This window comes from Clostridiales bacterium, assembly GCA_018333995.1.
Lineage (GTDB): Bacteria > Actinomycetota > Coriobacteriia > Anaerosomatales > SLCP01 > JAGXSG01.
Genome location: JAGXSG010000003.1, coordinates 54,473 through 70,993, shown reverse-complemented (window position 1 = coordinate 70,993; position 16,521 = coordinate 54,473). Strand labels below are relative to the sequence as shown.

The window sequence follows — 16,521 nt, the reverse complement described above, 5'->3', positions numbered from 1 at the left end:
AGTCGGCCACACGGTCGGCTCCGTCCTCACGTTCAGATGCTATAATGTGTCGCATGACCGACTCTTCAGTCTCCACGCCAGACGGACGCTTGCGGCGCGCTCGAATTGTTCGGGTGCTGAGCACGGTTCTCGGTCTCGTGTTGTTCGTGGTGCTGGCCGCATACGCTGGTGCGGTAGGGTACACCGCGGTGACGCTGCCTGAGTGCGCTCGGTGCCATCTGACCGGCGATTTCGCCCGCGCGACCGGCGCGGCAAGCCATGCGAATGTTGAGTGCTCATCGTGTCACGGGGGGCTGACGGTCGGTTCGCGCGTGGAGTTTGCCAACGCTCAGGTTCTCGGCATGTATCTGCGGCTCGTGGATATCGACCCGGCGCTAGCGGCGGTTCAACAGGAATCGTGTGTGGCGTGCCACGACCGTGTCTTTACTGGCGTCGTCGAGACCGGCGGTCTTAGAATCCTCCACTCAGAGTGCGCCCAGACGCGTACCTGCACCGAGTGTCACTCCACAGTCGCGCATGCGGATGCCGTCTCGTGGCCTCGCACCACGTCGATGGAGATGTGCTTCGACTGTCACGGCGGCGACGGCATAACCGACGATTGCATGGCGTGCCACACCGGACGCCTGGCGCGCGACCGCATCAGCACGGGCACATTCGCCGTGACTCACGGCCCCGAGTACTTGCAGACGCACGGTATGGGCCGCATGTCGACATGCGTGCCGTGCCATCAGCCGCAAAGATGCGCCGGGTGCCATGGAGCGGGACTTCCGCACGGCCCCGACTTCATGAGAACTCACGCGCGCTCAGCGACGGATGCCGATGCCCGCTGCCAGACGTGCCACCAGGCCACCTTCTGCAGCGACTGCCACGTCTACGAGATGCCGCACACTGAAGAGTTCGTGCGCGGGCACGCGTCCACCATCGAGGCCGACGGCGAGGACGGGTGCAGGCGTTGCCACCAGGATCCAGATTGCACGGAGTGTCACGAGCGTCACGTCCATCCGGTCACCGCCGAGCAGTTGATGCAGTTCGGCTTCACCCCCCGGAGCGTTCCGCGTGAATGACGACCTCGTGACACGCCTGCTGGAGGTCACCCCGGGGCAGCTGTGGGCCCTCATCGTTGGAGTGCTCTTAAACCCCTCCTCTAATCCCACCGCGTTCATGCTCGTTCTTGCGTTGATCACGGGCGTGGTCCTGCTCATCGTGCTGGTACTCGTCCTGATCGTCTTGCGGGAATCGGCGCGAATGGAGCCTCAGGCAGAAGGGGCGGTTCCACCGCGCGCGCAGGATGCGGCCGAGCGCGATGCGGAGCCCCCAACGCCGCCCACTTCGACCGCGCGCGAAGTCAGGTGGTACGTCACCCAGGCTGTCTGGATCGTCATCTTTGGCGTGGTCTGGGTCGCGGGAGGGTACGTGAGCGGCCGAGACGCCGTGTGTCTGTCGTGTCACGCAGACGATTCCATCCACACCGCGCGCTTCGAAGCTCCGCAGACGGATCCGCACGTCTCGGTGAGATGCGTCTACTGCCACGAGACCGCGCATCCTGTCGCGACTCTCACGACCGCGGTTGTCAGCCGTGCGGTGCATATCACGAGCGTCGCGTTTGATGAGACGTCGGGGGCGGGGTACGGTGCCCCTACGCCCAACCGGGCGTGCGCGTACTGCCATTCAGGACAGATTTCGGTGACTACCGAGAACCAAGAGCGTGGCGTCAGAATGTCTCACGCCGAGCCGCTTGAGGCCGGGGCGCTGTGCGGGGATTGCCACGTGCCCCACTCGGGGACGGGCGTGGTTGACCGGTACACGGTGGGCATGGACCCGTGCATGCGCTGTCATGACGCGCAGATCGCCTCGGCGCGGTGCGAGGACTGTCACACGAAGGACTTTGGTTTCGCCGTCAGGGCGCGCTCAGCAGTTGAGCCTCGCGCGCACGTCGATCAGGTCGAGTGCGGAGCGTGCCACGATGAGGTGCGTGAATGCGATGTCTGCCACGGCCTGAGGCTCCCGCATACGAGGGAGTTCATGGGACCGGGGCACGCGCGCGTCGCTGTCGAGGACATCTGGTTCAACGACGGCCGCACGTGCCAGGGTCTGTGCCACACGCCAACAAGACGTCCGTGCATGCGATGCCACCAAGGAACGTTCCCCTCGCATCCGTCCCCGTCATTTGCTCGCGAGCACCAAGCGGCTGACCCGTTCAACAACGGGTGCGACCAGTGCCATGGGTATCTCGAGTGGAGGCGCGACCGCAACTTCTGCGCGAACTGCCATCCGCGCTACGCGCCCGGCGAGGTGCCGATTCCCCGGGATCGGTGAGAGCCGGGCCGCGCGCACGGTGAGCTGTGTGCGCGGCGCAGAGGGTGGGTATGTTCGAACACAAGCGGCTCCCGCAAAGCCAGGGGTGATCGATGTGCTCGACAGACGCGTGTTCGTACTGGGGCTGGCGGTGCTCCTGGCGGGGTGCGCCCCGCGCCAGATGGAAGATACCGGGGCAGGGCTCGTGAGCGACCCAGCGACCCCCGGCCCCGCTCCGCCTGCCCCACCCGCTCCGCCCGCGACCGGCGAGGCGCAGGCCGCCGCGGATCTCTTCGGCGCCATCGAACGCCGGCGCTCGGTGCGCGCGTTTGCGGCCGACCCCGTCTCCGGCGAACACATCGCGCTGATGATGCGCTCTGCGCAAGGTATCACCGACCCCGCCTCGGGCTTTCGGGCGGCGCCTTCGGCAGGAGCGCTCTATCCGCTCGAACTCTACGCGGCGGCAGCTGATGGCGTGTACCGCTACAGCCCCGCCGATGACGAACTCCGGCGCCTAAACGATAACGATGTGCGGCGGGTCCTCGCCCTCGCCGCGCTGGCTCAGATGTTCATCGCCGAGGCGCCCGTCGTGTTCGTGGTGAACGCGGTGTACGCCCGGACTGCCGCGAAATACGGTGAGCGAGCGGAGCGCTACGTGCACCTGGAGGCGGGACACGCCGCGCAGAACCTGATGCTTACGGCGGTGCACCTGGGACTGGGCAGCGTGGCGATCGGGGCGTTTGTGGACGAGGGTGTGCGACGCGCGATCGCCGCCGGAAACGACGAGACGCCGCTTTATTTGATACCCGTCGGCACACCGGAGCGGTGAGCGCGCGGCACTCCCTTACGCGCCCTCCTCCTCGCTTACCGCTTCCGCGAGCGCCTGACGCGAGAAGGCGGCGTGCGCGAAGTACATGACGGCGCCCACGCCCACGCCCCACCACAGCGTAGCCGCCCGGGTCACGATGGTGGAGCCAGCGGCGATGTCTCGGGGTACTCCCTGCTGCTCGAAGAGCACCGTCATCCCGCCCTCGGTCGCGCCGAGTCCGCCAGGGAGCATCGAGAGCGCTCCGGCGAGTGTCGCGGTCGCGTACGTGAACGTCGCGCCGATGACCGTCACGCCGGTCTCCCCAAACCCGCGCAAGACCACGAACGCGGCGAGGCACTCGAAGAACCACGCAAGCCCGCCAAGGAGTGTTCCCACAGCGAGCGGTCTGCCACGCAAGAGCGTGCGAAAGGTCGCGCCTGATTCCCGCGCCCAATCCGTCTCAAACGAGCGGCCCTTGAACAGCGCGCGTGAGAGCAACGCGCCCGCCCGGTCGACCATCTTGTCCGACGCGCTCAACACCACGAACACCGCGAGCATGAAGATGCCGCCCACAATGAGGATCGGCCCCGCCCCGGAAAACTGCGTCGCGCCGATGGCGACGAGCGCGAACACGCCCACGATATCGGTGTAGCGCTCGGCGACCACAATCGGCGCGGTCTTGGCTATCCGCGTGCCGATACGGTCACGCAGCATGAAGCATTTCAGAAGCTCGCCGAGCTTTCCCGGTGTTATCGACATCGACAGTCCGGAAAGGAAGATGCCCGCGCTCATCCGCTTGGGCGCCTTGATGCCGAGGTGGTTCAGGTAGTAGTGCCACCGCACAAACCGTACCGTCAGGTTGAGTGAGGCGAGGGCGACGGCCAGCGCGAGCGCTCTCAAATCAAACGCTGCGAGCGCTGCGAACAAGCTGTCCGCGTCGGCGTAAAGCGTGATGCCAAACATCACGAGAACAGTGATGACGGCGACGGGGATCAGCTTCTTGGCAATGGGGTGACCGGCTGTACTCACGTGCTGGACTCCTCAAGTCGTCAGGCAATGTCTTTCGAGAGTATACGACGACAGCCCTGCAGTGTTCGCGTGGTAAAATCCCTCACACCAACGGTCCCCGGGAGAGGAGCCCCGTGAAGTTTCACGGCACCGCGCATAAGTACGGCCGCGACATCGACACCGACGTCATCATCCCCGCGCGCTACCTCAACACAAGCGTTCCAGAGGAGCTCGCCAAGCACTGCATGGAAGACCTCGACCCGCACTTCGTGAGCAAGATCGAGTTTGGCGACATCCTCGTTGCCGAGGAGAACTTTGGTTGCGGCTCGAGCCGGGAGCACGCGCCCATCTCGATCAAGGCCGCGGGCGTGAGCGTGGTCATCGCGAAGTCGTTTGCGCGCATCTTCTACCGCAACGCGATCAACACCGGCCTTGCGATCATGGAGTCCCCGGAGGCCGTTGACGGCATCTCCGACGGAGACGAGGTCGAGGTCGACGCTGACGCGGGCATCATCACCAACAAGACGACGGGCGCCACCTTCAAAGCCCAGCCGTTCCCGCCGTTTGTGAAAGACATCATCGAGAAGGGCGGGCTCATCGAGGCGGTCAAGGCCAAGCTGGCGCAGCGATGACGGCGACCCATCGCATATGCCTGCTGCCCGGAGACGGCATCGGTCCAGAGATCACCGCCGAGGCGGTCAAAGTCCTGGGCGCGATCGGAGCGCGCGAGTCGGTGGAGTTCGAGTTCGTCGAAGCGCTCCTCGGCGGTATCGCGATCGACGAGACCGGCACGGCGCTACCAGAAGCGACACTCGAAGCGGCGCACGCGGCCGACGCGGTTCTGCTCGCGGCGATCGGCGGTCCCAAATGGGACACGACCGACCCTGCGAAGCCGAGGCCGGAGCAGGGGTTGCTCGGCATACGCAAGGCGCTCGGGCTCTACGCGAATCTGCGGCCCGTAAAGCTCTTCGACGCGCTCGCCGCGGCGTCCACGCTCAAACCCGAGGCGCTTGCGGGCGTGGACATGCTGATCGTGCGCGAGCTCACCGGCGGGCTTTACTTTGGGGCGCGAGAGCGCGAGTACGGCGTGCCCGGAGCGGGGCGAGGCGGAGCGCCCGGGCAGCGCGCCTACGACACGATGGAGTACCGCGAGTATGAAGTGGAGCGCATCGCGCGGGTGGCGTTTGAGGCGGCGCGCACGCGGCGCGGGCGGGTGCACAGCGTCGACAAGGCCAACGTGCTCGAATCGAGCCGGATGTGGCGCGAGGTCGTCCACTCGCTTCACGCCGCCGAGTACAGCGGCATCGAGCTTCTCGACCAGCTCGTCGACAACACCGCGATGCAGCTCATCCGCGCCCCGGGACAGTTCGACGTCATCGTGACGGAGAACATGTTTGGCGACATCCTCTCAGACGAGGCGTCGATGCTCACCGGGTCGCTCGGCATGCTGGCGAGCGCTTCGCTTGGCGACGGGACCGCGCTCTACGAGCCGAGCCACGGAAGCGCGCCCGACATCGCCGGGCAGGGGATCGCCAACCCGCTTGCGATGTTGCTCTCCGTCGAGCTCATGTTGCGCCACTCCTTCGCGATGCACGGGGCGGCCGACGCGCTGGCGCTTGCCATCGAAGAGACGCTGGCCGAGGGGTGGCGCACGCGCGACATCGCCGATGCGGCAACGCCCGCCAAACGCGTAGTGGGAACCGCCGAGATGGGCTCGCTCGTCGCGGATCGCCTGTAGCCAGGAGGGCCGCACCGCGCCGTGGATGTTTCGTGGAGACGGCGTTGTCGCGCCGCGGACTCATGCTACTATGTGCTTGTGATATCTATCTCGAATCCTGCGGAAGCGGGTTTCGCGGCCCTCGATGAGGGCTTCTGGCCTGGCAGTCTCAAGCAAACGGTGGTGTTCAGTTGCGATTCGCACTTGTGGTTGCTGTCGCGGTGATCCTGACAGGCTCGGCACTCCTCTACCTCAGCTCGGATCGTGGTCAGGCCGTGCGCGACATGGTCACCGGCGTGGATCAGACACCTGAGATGAGCACGGACCCGGAGTTGCTCAGCGGCCTCCAAGCCAGGGTGATACGCGCATACGCGGACGCCTACAAGGTCGCCCGCGTGTACGGTGAGGTCGCCAACACCTCCCAGCAGGATTGCCGAGTGGCCGCCGTCGAGCTTGTGATCCGCGACGGAAGCGGTAACGAGCTCAAAACCATGGAGATCAACGTGAGGGACATCCCGGCCGGGGGCGCGAGATCCTTTGATGTTGAGATCGGCCTGTTCGACACGGGATTTGCCGCCGAGCCGACGGTGACGGGGGCGGCGTTTTAAGATGGCCGCCGCCTCGCACACGACCCCATGGCTTCGCCGCATCGCCGTCGTGCTCGCCGCCGTGGCGCTTCTCGCGAGCGTGACAACCGGATGTAGGCCACCCGCGGTCGAGGTCGTGAACGTCGAGGCGAGTGAGGAGCAGGGCGGGCGCAACCTCGCACCTCTGCGCGAGCAGGTGCTCGCGGACGCGAAGCTCGCTGTCGAGGCGTGGCTCTCTGGTGATGAGGAGCAACTTGGGGCCGTGTTCACTCAGAACATGATCCACGAGTGGGCCAGAGCGCGCGGGCTCGACGAGAATGAGGGGGTGGAGCGCGTGCGCGTCCACTCCCAACAGGAGTTTACCGTCTCCGATCTCAAAGAGGACCGGCCGCGTGTCTCGTACAAGTTTCTGGACGATTCCTACTTTGTCGACGCCGATACGGGGGACTCGGTTAGCGAGCCCTACGGTCTCGAGCGCGAGCTGGTCATCGTTCTTGTTCTTGACGGGGAAAGTTACAAGATCGACACGATCATCGGAAGCGCGGACGCGCTGAGATAGCGAGCCGCGCGAAGAACCGGAGGTGTGGCGTTGAAATCGAGTACGCTCCTGACCATCACGAGGGTGTCCATCGCCTCGCTCGTAGTCGCGGTTGTCGTCGTGGCGGGGCTCGTGCTCGACACGGTCATGAACCCGCGAAACGCGGGGACGCCCACGACAGAGGGTGAGCGCACGATCCTCGTCTCAGAACGGGCGGTGCAGGCCGCCCCCGATGACCCAGAGGCACGCTCACGTCTCGCCGCGGCGTACCTCTCGGTAGGACGCAACGCTGACGCCCTGCGCGAAGCCGAGTACGCGATCCGTCTCGATCCCGAGCTCGGGAACGGCTACCTGGTCAAGGGTATGGTGGAGCGGGCGCTCGGGCGCTACGAGCAGGCGGTCGCGAGCTTGCAGCAGGCGCTGGGCCTTGGCGAGAACGAGACCGCGGATTGGCGCTTCCTCTTGCAGATGGAGCTCGCCGAGGCGTACAAGGGTCTCGACGACCTGGAGAGCGCGCGTGATGCGCTCACCGAGGCGCTCGCGTCATTCCCCGAGGCGGCAAACATCTACTACGAGCGGGGCCGTATCGCCGAGCAGATGGGTGACTTAGAGTTTGCGCTCCAAGATTTCCAGACAGTGCTCACGTTCATCCCCGATGACGAGGCCGCGACGGAGGCGATCGCGCGGGTCAGCGCCTCAATCGAGGCGAGTCCGTCTCTCGAGGCGAGTCCGGCGCCTCAGGGTTCCGAGTGACCAGAGACCACATGCGTGTGAAACGGCTGACGATGCCCCATGCGGGCGTGAACGCGTTGCGAGACTCGGAGGTAATCAGTGGCTAGCGGAGTCATGTTTAGGGACACTCGGATTCGCCGCAATCTGCTCGCGCTCCTCGTGCTGCTGCTCGCGCTGCTCGCACTGCTGTTCGCCTACTACGTGATGACTCGCCCCGCTCAGCTTGTCGGGGATGAGGGACCCCCCGACACTGAGGAGTTCCGGTACCTCTTCTCGATCTACGGGTTCGAGGGAGACCTGCTGAGCAGGCCTACAGGAGTGGCGTTCGGCCCTGATGGCAACATATACGTGGCCGACACGCTCAAGCACCGCATACTCGTGTTCGACAGCAGGGGCGCGTTTGTCGCCCGCATCAGCGGGACGGATCTGGGCGAGTTCTCATTCGAGCACCCCGTCTCAGTGGCGGTCGCTCCGGACGGCCGCATCTACGCGCTTTCGAAAGGCGACCGCAAGCTCGTCATCTTCGATCGCGACTTTCAACCGGTCCATCAGGTCGAGTTCCCCGACATCATCCCAACATTCGTGACGGTGCGCGGGGAGACGCTTTACGTGGTTACCGACGGAACCATCATGAAGGGGACCCTTGACGGCACGTACGTGACGCAGGTCGGCACACGTGGTAGAGAAGAAGGCCAGCTCGATTTGCCGGGAGCCGTCGTGCCCTCCGCTGACGGCGCGATACTCTACGTGGCTGACACGCTGAACTATCGCGTGCAAGCGCTCGACGCGGAAACAGGCGAGGCCCTCTGGGCGTATGGCGCGCCGATACCCCCTGACGAGGCGATCAAGTACCGCGGCGAGGGGCGCCTGTTTGGACTCCCGGCCAGTATCACCCTCGATGAGATGGGCAACATCTATGTTGTCGACGGCACCAACAGCGAGATCGTCGTCTTGTCTGAAGAGGGGTCGCTTCTCAAGACGCTCGGTGAGGTAGGACACGCGGATGGCCGCTTCTACTTCCCCGACGGGATAGCGTACGGGGTCGGCGGCTACATCGCCGTCGCCGACAAGTTCAACGATCGCGTTCAGGTGTTTCAGGTGCCCGCACCGCAGGTTGCGCCGATGGCGGCGAGGTGGCTACCGCTCGCGCTGCTGCCGCTTGCCGCGATTGCGCTCTGGCTGTTGCTCAGGCGCCGCACCAAGTACGTCGCCGCACCTGACTTCATCACCGAGGTGATTGATCGTGAGTACGTTGACGAGATCGCCCGCCATGTCAAAAAGCTCCACGTGACGCCGGCTGTCTTTGAGGTGTTTGGCGGACGCTTCGAAAAGCCCGCACTCGTGAGCGTTGAGCCTGATCCCGAGCGCATGGAGGAGTTTGCCGGGCGCTTCCTCATCGAGGGCCCGGAGCTCGAGGCGCTGACGCTCGCGTACCAAATCAGGGGCAAGACGGTGCTGCTGAGCGAATCGGAGCCTGTGAGGGAGACAGCTCAAGAGCTCGAGCTCGTTGCGGTTCGCCTCGACGAGCTGATCGAGCGTGCGGACCTGGCGGAAAGCACGCCCGCCGAGAAGAGCGAGGTGGAGAAGTGATGCGCTCCGCCGGATCGGTCAAGGCCATAGTTTGGGCGGCTCTCGGCGCGGGAGCGTTTGCGATGTTCGTGGTGCTCGCAACAGCCGGGTGTTCACCGTCCGTGCCTTCGCCCACCGAGTCGAAGATCGCCGGTGAGACCACCGCGATCTCTGTGTACTACCCAGATGGCGAGATCATCATCGAGGAGCGGCAGGTGGTCCCGGTAAGCGATAACCTGCCTGAGGTCGCCATGCAGCGCCTGTTCGCGGTCAGCCCCGAAAAGGAGCAAATCGCGATCGTGCTTCCGCAAGCGACGGTCAACTCTGTCACGGTCGATCAGGGAACCGGTGTCGGCACCATCGACTTCTCCGCCGAGGTCCTCGACTTCCCGGTGGAAGACGAGCAGGCGAGAGTCGTTGCGTTTGGCGCGGTGCTCGAGACGCTGCGGCAGTTCCCAGAGATCACATCAGTGCTAATCACCGTCGACGGCAAGAGTTCAGGGGAGGTCGACGGAAGGCGGATCGAGGAGTTCTGGGGGAGCGTGAGATTGCCCCGCGAACCGCTCGATATCACCGCGAAAGAGTAAGCGCGCGACGCTGTCCCCGCGTGCGATACCCTGGGGGTATACGCTTTCCGGGGGTGTTCAATGCCGCTCGTGACCCCTCCCACCGCATCGTATAAGTAGTCAGAATACTAAGACTTCTTAAGTTGTGAATTAACGCACGAAATCCCTTGTACGACACATCTGACCACGGTACGCTTGCCTGTGGAAGGAGGTGAATTCATGCACAAACTTACATCTGTCTCATCTACGGAGGGAGGTTCCATGCGTGTTAGATTGTTTCTGACTCTCGCTCTTGGATGCCTGATGCTCGTGTCAGGCGTGGCGGTAGCGTTCGCATCGCCTGATACCGAGGGCCAGGAGGCCACTACGGTCATCGGCGCCGATGGCGCGAGCCGTTGGTGGTATCAGGATCTCAGGGATCCCGCGCGCAAGACTGAGGGCGGGTACCGGGCCTTCGACGCTACGGCAACCGCTACCCATCCTTCGGGCGCGGGCTTTGACATCTACGGCACCAACCCGCACGGCGGCTACGACTCGACTTCGAACAAGTGTAAAGTCTGTCATGCCGTCCACCGCGCGGAGGGCGCCTACTACCTGTTGAGGGCCAACAGCCAGGACGACGCGTGCAACTACTGTCATATCGGCAACTCGGCTCGCTCCCGCAAGATCGTATACGACAGCAGCGGTGCCCAGGGAATCTACACGACCAACGGTCACACGATCGGCGCGAGCTCGATCATCCCTGATAGCTCGGTGCGCCAGTGGCTTACTGACACCACCATCTCAACGGTCGACGCCTCGATGAACACCACATCGACGACCATCCAGGTGCGCCGCTACGAAGAGCGTCGCAACGCCATGTTCCGCTTCACGCGGGATCACGGCAACTTTGGTCATGGTGGCTTCGGTGACTGGGCGAGGGTCGGTCCCAACGCGCTTACCTGCATGAGCTGCCATCAGGTCCATAACGCGCAAGAACTTGTGTGGAGGACGGCCGACGCTCCGGCTGGCTACAAGCTGCTCCGCAGTTCGCCGTCAGGTTCGGTAAATGACCAGGCCATGATGGTAGGCCGTGCTGGCGGCACGGTCACCACAGCGGAGATTATCGACGTTCCAACGACCGACCTCACGGCGGCCAACACCGGTCTTCCCGACACTGTCTGGACCGACTGGCGCCAAGCCGGCCGGTATCACAACGGTGTGTTCGTAGCTGTCGATCCCCAGCTTGATCCCGCACAGGTGACGAGCCGGGCGCTTTCGGTGTGGTGCGCTGATTGCCACAACCTCAACATCGGCTCGAGTTCCGCAGTGCCCTCGCAGTTCGGTGGCGAGATGCACGGCGACCGTACACACCCCGTTCCCTACACGGGTACGTCGAGCGGTGGCCCGGCTCAGTGCTACAGCTGCCACCGTGCTGACATGCCGCTCACTCCGGCAAACTCAGTCGGCGGCCCCGATGCCACCTGCAACCAGTGCCACTTGGGAACCGTCGGTTACGCGACGATGCGTACCGCGGCTGAGAACGCTGGCAACTGGGCTCTGTACGACTTCCCGCACGCCGGTCCCGCGAACGACTTCAAGATGCTCGGTCGCTGGACCTCTTCGATGGACGCAACAGGTTGGGCGACACCGTCCCAAGTCGGTACTCTCAGCGCTGGCAACCTCGATGCGGTGTGTCTCAGGTGCCACACCGGTGTTGGCGTCAACCACTAACTAGCGACCCAACTTGAAAGGAGGGTTCTTAAGTGGATAGAGATATCATGACTCCTGAAGCCAACGGAATCTCTCGTAGGGAGATGCTGATAGGCGCGGGAATCCTGGCAGCCGGTTACGGCGTAGGCCAGCTTGCGGTAGGCACTGACAAGGCGTACGCGGATGCGGCCATCGGCCCCTTCACCGCGCAGAACCTGCACTGGCCGGTCGCGTGGAGTACTCCTGCGACGTTTGAAGCTGCATGCCAGTTGGCCGCCGTGCGTGGCTTCAACCAGTTCGTCGCGGGCGGTGGTTGAGCGAACGCAGCCTACCATGCACTGGTTTCAGTGATAATCGATGCAGTAGTGCTTGAGACCACCTATCTAACCGGTAGTGGCGTGCGTAGTCCCTGGGAGTACATGCACGGCGCGTACAGCCGCGCCACTCCTGGCATGGCCGTGACCTTGACCCCGACAGCGTTCGGCGCGGCCGGTATGGCTGGCTGGGGTGCGACATGCGGTATAGCTATTAGTTGCGCCGTCGTGACCGAGATAGCCACCACGCGCGGTTTGACGAATGCGAGGATAGACGAGATATTCGCGCACTTCTGCGAAGACCCGCACCCGTTTGTGGATGTCGGTAACGCTGGTTGGTTCTTGAACCACACAGCGAAGGTTGCAGTTGGAGGAAGCGTGCGGAGGCAATCGGTGACCGGCTTCACGCCGCGGAGCCTGCAGTGCCACAACATCGTCGAGCAGTATCGCAACCCGGCAAACGGGTACCTCGCGCAGCTTGGCACCGGTCTCACTCCTGACCTGCTTCGCTCAGAGCTTTGCGGACGCCTAGTGGCGGATAACGTGGTCCGTACCCTCCAGCAGATCAACAACCTCAAACACGGAACAGCTACCCCCACCAGGGCGTTCAGCACGCGCAGAGTCGCGTGTGGTGCCTGCCATGACGCTCTCGACGTCGGTGCTAACGTTATGCCCAAGGAAGATTGTACGGTGTGTCACCGGTAGTATCGGCGTGCACACGAGCGGAAACATGTGTGTTCGCACGGGAGTTGAATGTGTGAGAAGGCGCATGTGAGTCAAGCCGGATACCGCTCCGTTGACCCGGAGCGGTATCCGCCGCTTACAGTACGTGGGACTTCAGGGCCGCTGAGAGCAGGCGGCGACCAAGGATGTGACATTGGTGAGACGGGTTTTCAGCAAGAGGAAGTTGATGCTTGCCGCTGCGCTACTGTTCGTCGCAGGTGTTGCGGCGGCCACGGCTGAGGAGTCGTGGCAAAGCAGCCGTGAGCGTTCCTACTCCTCAAGTTTGGCAGATGGCGCAAGCGCCGTGCCGGGCAACGATGCGAGCGTTGTCGCGACGGATCCCTGTAGCGGGGAGCCGGTCGCTATAGAGAGTACGAATACGATTACGCCAGCGAATCGATCGGACGCGGCCGGTGATATGCAAGACGCTGAGAGCGGCGCTCCGGCAGCCGGTAACGCTGCGGGCTCTGATGTCCCGGACGGCGGCGCTGCGGATACTCCACCTTCCGGGTCAGCGGGAAGCGGACAGGTGCGCCCCCCCCATGACTGGGAGCAGGACTCATCGGCGTGTCCAGGTCTCGAAGCTGGTCAGTGAGTGAGGAGCGCCGTGTCGCGAATAACGTTTAGCACGGTGCTCGTTCGCGTGGGCGTGCTTGCAGCGCTTGTCGCAAGCTGGTTTATTCCGCTCACGTACCTTCCCGCGACCGCTCATGCTCTCACCGTGCCTCAGGCAACGCAGGCAGCCGCGAAGATATCGGCGGGGTACGCGCACTCACTTGCTGTCACGTCTGCGGGCACGGTTGTCGCGTGGGGCTCGAACGATTCAGGGCAGGCGGTGGTTCCATCCGGATTGAGTGGTGTGATCGCCGTGGCGGCTGGCGGTTCGCACTCGCTCGCGCTCACGTCCGCGGGCACCGTCGTAGTGTGGGGCGCGAACGATTCGGCGCAGGCAACGGTCCCTCCGGGCCTTAGCGGCGTGATCGCCGTGGCGGCTGGCGGTGAGCACTCACTCGCGTTGAGATCAAACGGCACGGTAGTCGCGTGGGGTGCAAACGATTCACGTCAGTCGAGTGTTCCAGCGGGTCTTAGCGGTGTTGTGGCGGTAGCGGCTGGAGACAAACACTCTCTGGCCCTCAGGTCAAACGGCACCGTTGTCGCGTGGGGCGACAACAGACATGGACAGTCAAGCGTCCCAAGCAATCTGGTCGGCATAGTCTCGGTCGCGTGCGGACACAGCCACTCGCTCGCTCTGAGATCAAATGGAACGGTCATAGCGTGGGGTTTGTCGGAAAACGGGCAGACAAGCGTGCCATCAACTCTGAGCGGAGTGGTCGCCATCGATGGCGGGGCCCGCTACTCGCTCGCGCTCACTGAGTCTGGCACGGTTTTCGCCTGGGGAGGTCGCTGGCGGAACCCTCACACGGGTGTCACGCAGACCGACCCGGCAGCGATCGTGCCTGCTGCGCTCGGTCCGGTTAACGCGGTAGCCGCTGGTGCGATGCACTCACTGGCGTTGAGGAGCGACGCAACGCGTGTGGGGTGGGGTGATAACAGCTCGGCGCAGGCGTTTGGGCTCGTGTCCGCAGATCCGCCGACCCTGACTCGCAACGTGCCGCTCGACACGGTTTTCTCACTCACGTTCAGCTCACACATTCACAGCGGGCCGCGTTTCACGGACGTGGTCTTGAGAAACCGCTCTGGCGTGCCTGTTTCGATCACGGTGTCGCTCGCCGGTGACACCCTGACGGTGGATCCGGTCCGTCCGCTTCTAACAGATGAGATATATACCCTCTCGGTACCCGTTGGCTCGATTACCGACACGTTCGGTCTGCGCCACTTTGGCACTCTTTTCGATTACCACACGCCCGACACTCTCGCCCCACTCGTGGTTTCCTCCACACCGGCGAACGGCGCGAACGCTGTTCGTCCCGACACGCCGGTAATACTTTCCTTTAACGAGATGATCGTGCAGGGGGCGAACTTTAACGTTATCACTTTGTCAACGGCGCAGGGCGATCGGATCGATTGCCGCGTCGACCTCCATAGCGAAGGCAGGGTAGTCGTTTTGCCCCGCGCACAGCTAGACCCTCGCACCAGCTACACGCTCAATCTCCCGCAAGGCGCGGTGAACGACATGTCAGGCAACGTGTTTGCCGCCGCACACACCATGAGCTTTACCACTGGAGTGCGTGTCGTGCGCATCGCAGGCACAGACAGGGTCAGGACCGCCATCGAGATATCGAAGAGCGGGTTTACCACAGCGCCAACCGTCGTGCTTGCGACTTCACAGAACTTCCCTGACGCGCTTGCCGCCGCGCCGCTCGCACGCGCGCTGGGGGCACCGATTCTCCTCGTGCCAGCCACGACCTCACTTCCCGCCCACCTTATGGCTGAGATCACCCGGCTGGGTGCCACACGTGCGGTGATCGTGGGCGGCACGGGAGTAGTGTCTGCCGGGGTGGCAGGCCAGCTTTCCAACGCGGGCATCACTGTCACGAGGATCGCCGGTGAAAACCGCTACGACACCGCCGCCCGGATCGCGCTCGAGCTTGCCCGCGTACGGGGAGTGAGCGGGTTTGCGACCGCCTATGTTGCCACCGGAGAGAACTTCCCCGATGCGCTCGCAGCGGGCGGGGTAGCGGCGGCGAGGGGCGTGCCCGTTCTCTTGACCCGCCGCGATACGCTTCCCGCACAGACTAGCGGGGCTCTTTCGACGCTCGGAGTGACAGAGACGATCGTGCTTGGCGGAACCGGGGTCATCACGGAGGAGGTCGAGGCTCTTCTGACGTCGCCCGTCAGGATTGCCGGAATCAACAGATATGCGACTGGTATTGCTGTAGTGGAGCACGCGCTTGCGAGCGCTGGTTTCACAACGAGTGCGGTATACATCGCGACAGGGCGCAACTATCCTGACGCTCTTGCTGCCGGTGCCGTCATCGCGGCGGCCAGGCACCCGCTCGTCCTCGTGCCAGACACCATCCCAGTTCCCTCGGTGGTCACCGGGTTTCTCGGGTCGCGTTTTTCCACGATCAACCAACTCAACGTGCTCGGTGGGACGGGGCCGGTTCCTGAAGTTGTGGCCACAGAACTTCGCCTCGCCGCGCAGTAGGGGGTTTTAAGGCCCGGTGTGCGTGGTCTGCGCTGGCGGTGAGTCCGGTTCGTCTTGCTGTGGGGTCGCGAATCCAGGGCCGTAGGCGTATCTCTGATCGAGTTCTGCCGCCGCCCGGAAATCCAGCGACGCGTCGTAATCGCGGCCAGCCTCCAGGTACATTGCCGCCCGGTTGGCGTAAGCGGTGGCATACGATTCATCGAGTTCGATCGCTTTTGAGAAATCAGCGAGCGCTTCCGTGCGAGCTTGGCCTATCCGGGCTCGCAGGATCTGGCCCCGGTTGTTGTAGGCCACTGCGGAAGCGGGGTCGAGCTCGATTGCCTTGCCGCAGTCAGCGATGGCAAGTTCGAGGTCACCTTTCTCCTGCAGAGCGAACCCCCGGTTGGTGTACGCTGCGCTGTCACCGGGGTTGATTTCGATCGCTCGCGTATAGTCCGCGATTGCTCCTTCCACATCACCGTCCCGGTGACGGAGTATCCCCCGGTTGTTGTAGGCCAGACCGTTGTCCGGATCGAGGTCTATCGCCCTCGAGTAGTCCTCTGCTGCCTCAGCCAACATGCCGGTGTTGTGAAACGCGACGCCGCGCTTGTAGTAGGTAGCAGCGTTACCGGGATCGAATTCGAGAGCCTTCGAGTAATCCTCGGCCGCTTTGTCGAACTGCTCAAGCTCCGCGTAGGCGAGTCCTCGCTTGAAATATGCGTGCGGGTTCGCGGGATCCAGAATCACCGCTTTCGTGTACTCCTCGATCGCCGCGCCAAACGCGCCTTCTTCGAAGTGCGCGTCACCGTTCATCAGGTGTTCCATTGTTTACTCCTCTTCTGCTGGTTTCTGGCCGGTCTGTCTGGTGATCTCGAACGTCTGGA

General features: G+C 63.8%; 17 protein-coding genes. 15 read left to right on the top strand and 2 right to left on the bottom strand.

Annotation, left to right across the window (positions count from 1 at the left end; genetic code table 11):
• Positions 1-53: 53 nt before the first annotated feature.
• The 3 genes from KGZ40_01030 (at position 54) to KGZ40_01020 (ending at position 3,124) form a co-directional block, all read left to right on the top strand.
• Complete coding sequence (locus KGZ40_01030; protein ID MBS3956107.1) at positions 54-1,064, top strand: hypothetical protein; 1,011 nt, start codon at positions 54-56, stop codon at positions 1,062-1,064.
• The gene (locus KGZ40_01025; protein ID MBS3956106.1) at positions 1,057-2,316 is read left to right on the top strand and encodes a hypothetical protein; all 1,260 of its coding nucleotides are present in this window, start codon (positions 1,057-1,059) and stop codon (positions 2,314-2,316) included. Before KGZ40_01030 ends, KGZ40_01025 begins: the two co-directional genes overlap by 8 nt.
• Before the next feature lie 94 nt (positions 2,317-2,410).
• A complete protein-coding gene (locus tag KGZ40_01020; protein MBS3956105.1) occupies positions 2,411-3,124 on the top strand; it encodes a SagB/ThcOx family dehydrogenase in 714 nt (237 codons plus the stop codon).
• A 15-nt stretch (positions 3,125-3,139) separates the two neighbouring features.
• Here KGZ40_01020 and KGZ40_01015 read toward each other — a convergent pair whose 3' ends face one another.
• Positions 3,140-4,132, bottom strand: coding sequence for a flippase-like domain-containing protein (locus KGZ40_01015; GenBank protein ID MBS3956104.1), 993 nt, complete (start codon positions 4,130-4,132; stop codon positions 3,140-3,142).
• A gap of 113 nt (positions 4,133-4,245) precedes the next feature.
• On the opposite strand from KGZ40_01015, the gene leuD reads away from it, so the two are divergent.
• The 12 genes from leuD to KGZ40_00955 all read left to right on the top strand — a co-directional run bounded on the left by leuD (position 4,246) and on the right by KGZ40_00955 (position 15,658).
• Positions 4,246-4,743 (top strand): 3-isopropylmalate dehydratase small subunit, encoded by a 498-nt coding sequence (gene leuD / locus KGZ40_01010; GenBank protein MBS3956103.1) that lies wholly within the window; start codon positions 4,246-4,248, stop codon positions 4,741-4,743.
• A complete protein-coding gene (gene leuB / locus KGZ40_01005) occupies positions 4,740-5,849 on the top strand; it encodes a 3-isopropylmalate dehydrogenase (protein MBS3956102.1) in 1,110 nt (369 codons plus the stop codon). The genes leuD and leuB overlap by 4 nt, the downstream gene beginning before the upstream one ends.
• A gap of 170 nt (positions 5,850-6,019) precedes the next feature.
• Complete coding sequence (locus KGZ40_01000) at positions 6,020-6,436, top strand: FxLYD domain-containing protein (GenBank protein ID MBS3956101.1); 417 nt, start codon at positions 6,020-6,022, stop codon at positions 6,434-6,436.
• Position 6,437: 1 nt separating this feature from the next.
• Positions 6,438-6,974, top strand: a complete 537-nt coding sequence (locus tag KGZ40_00995; protein MBS3956100.1) for a hypothetical protein — start codon at positions 6,438-6,440, stop codon at positions 6,972-6,974.
• 30 nt (positions 6,975-7,004) lie between these two features.
• Positions 7,005-7,706 carry a tetratricopeptide repeat protein gene (locus KGZ40_00990; protein ID MBS3956099.1) on the top strand — a complete coding sequence of 234 codons (702 nt, stop codon included), beginning with the start codon at positions 7,005-7,007 and terminating at the stop codon, positions 7,704-7,706.
• A 78-nt stretch (positions 7,707-7,784) separates the two neighbouring features.
• On the top strand, positions 7,785-9,275 hold the full coding sequence (locus KGZ40_00985; protein ID MBS3956098.1) for an NHL repeat-containing protein: 1,491 nt from the start codon (positions 7,785-7,787) through the stop codon (positions 9,273-9,275).
• Positions 9,275-9,841 (top strand): GerMN domain-containing protein, encoded by a 567-nt coding sequence (locus KGZ40_00980; GenBank protein ID MBS3956097.1) that lies wholly within the window; start codon positions 9,275-9,277, stop codon positions 9,839-9,841. The genes KGZ40_00985 and KGZ40_00980 overlap by 1 nt, the downstream gene beginning before the upstream one ends.
• A gap of 240 nt (positions 9,842-10,081) precedes the next feature.
• Positions 10,082-11,533: a hypothetical protein gene (locus KGZ40_00975; GenBank protein MBS3956096.1), complete on the top strand. Its 1,452-nt coding sequence runs from the start codon at positions 10,082-10,084 to the stop codon at positions 11,531-11,533.
• Between the two features lie 32 nt (positions 11,534-11,565).
• Positions 11,566-11,829 (top strand): hypothetical protein, encoded by a 264-nt coding sequence (locus KGZ40_00970; protein ID MBS3956095.1) that lies wholly within the window; start codon positions 11,566-11,568, stop codon positions 11,827-11,829.
• Positions 11,830-11,910: 81 nt separating this feature from the next.
• A complete protein-coding gene (locus tag KGZ40_00965; GenBank protein MBS3956094.1) occupies positions 11,911-12,531 on the top strand; it encodes a hypothetical protein in 621 nt (206 codons plus the stop codon).
• 175 nt (positions 12,532-12,706) lie between these two features.
• Positions 12,707-13,144, top strand: coding sequence for a hypothetical protein (locus KGZ40_00960; GenBank protein MBS3956093.1), 438 nt, complete (start codon positions 12,707-12,709; stop codon positions 13,142-13,144).
• 12 nt (positions 13,145-13,156) lie between these two features.
• Positions 13,157-15,658, top strand: a complete 2,502-nt coding sequence (locus KGZ40_00955) for a cell wall-binding repeat-containing protein (GenBank protein MBS3956092.1) — start codon at positions 13,157-13,159, stop codon at positions 15,656-15,658.
• 6 nt (positions 15,659-15,664) lie between these two features.
• Here the strand turns inward: KGZ40_00955 and KGZ40_00950 are convergent, their stop codons facing one another.
• On the bottom strand, positions 15,665-16,462 hold the full coding sequence (locus tag KGZ40_00950; GenBank protein ID MBS3956091.1) for a tetratricopeptide repeat protein: 798 nt from the start codon (positions 16,460-16,462) through the stop codon (positions 15,665-15,667).
• Positions 16,463-16,521: the final 59 nt, after the last annotated feature.

Coding starts and splice junctions, on each gene's coding strand:
- KGZ40_00980 (MBS3956097.1), top strand. CDS start 9,275: ATGCGCTCCGCCGGATCGGTCAAGGCCATAGTTTGGGCGGCTCTCGGC.
- KGZ40_01030 (MBS3956107.1), top strand. CDS start 54: ATGACCGACTCTTCAGTCTCCACGCCAGACGGACGCTTGCGGCGCGCT.
- KGZ40_00975 (MBS3956096.1), top strand. CDS start 10,082: ATGCGTGTTAGATTGTTTCTGACTCTCGCTCTTGGATGCCTGATGCTC.
- leuB (MBS3956102.1), top strand. CDS start 4,740: ATGACGGCGACCCATCGCATATGCCTGCTGCCCGGAGACGGCATCGGT.
- KGZ40_00995 (MBS3956100.1), top strand. CDS start 6,438: ATGGCCGCCGCCTCGCACACGACCCCATGGCTTCGCCGCATCGCCGTC.
- KGZ40_00950 (MBS3956091.1), bottom strand. CDS start 16,462: ATGGAACACCTGATGAACGGTGACGCGCACTTCGAAGAAGGCGCGTTT.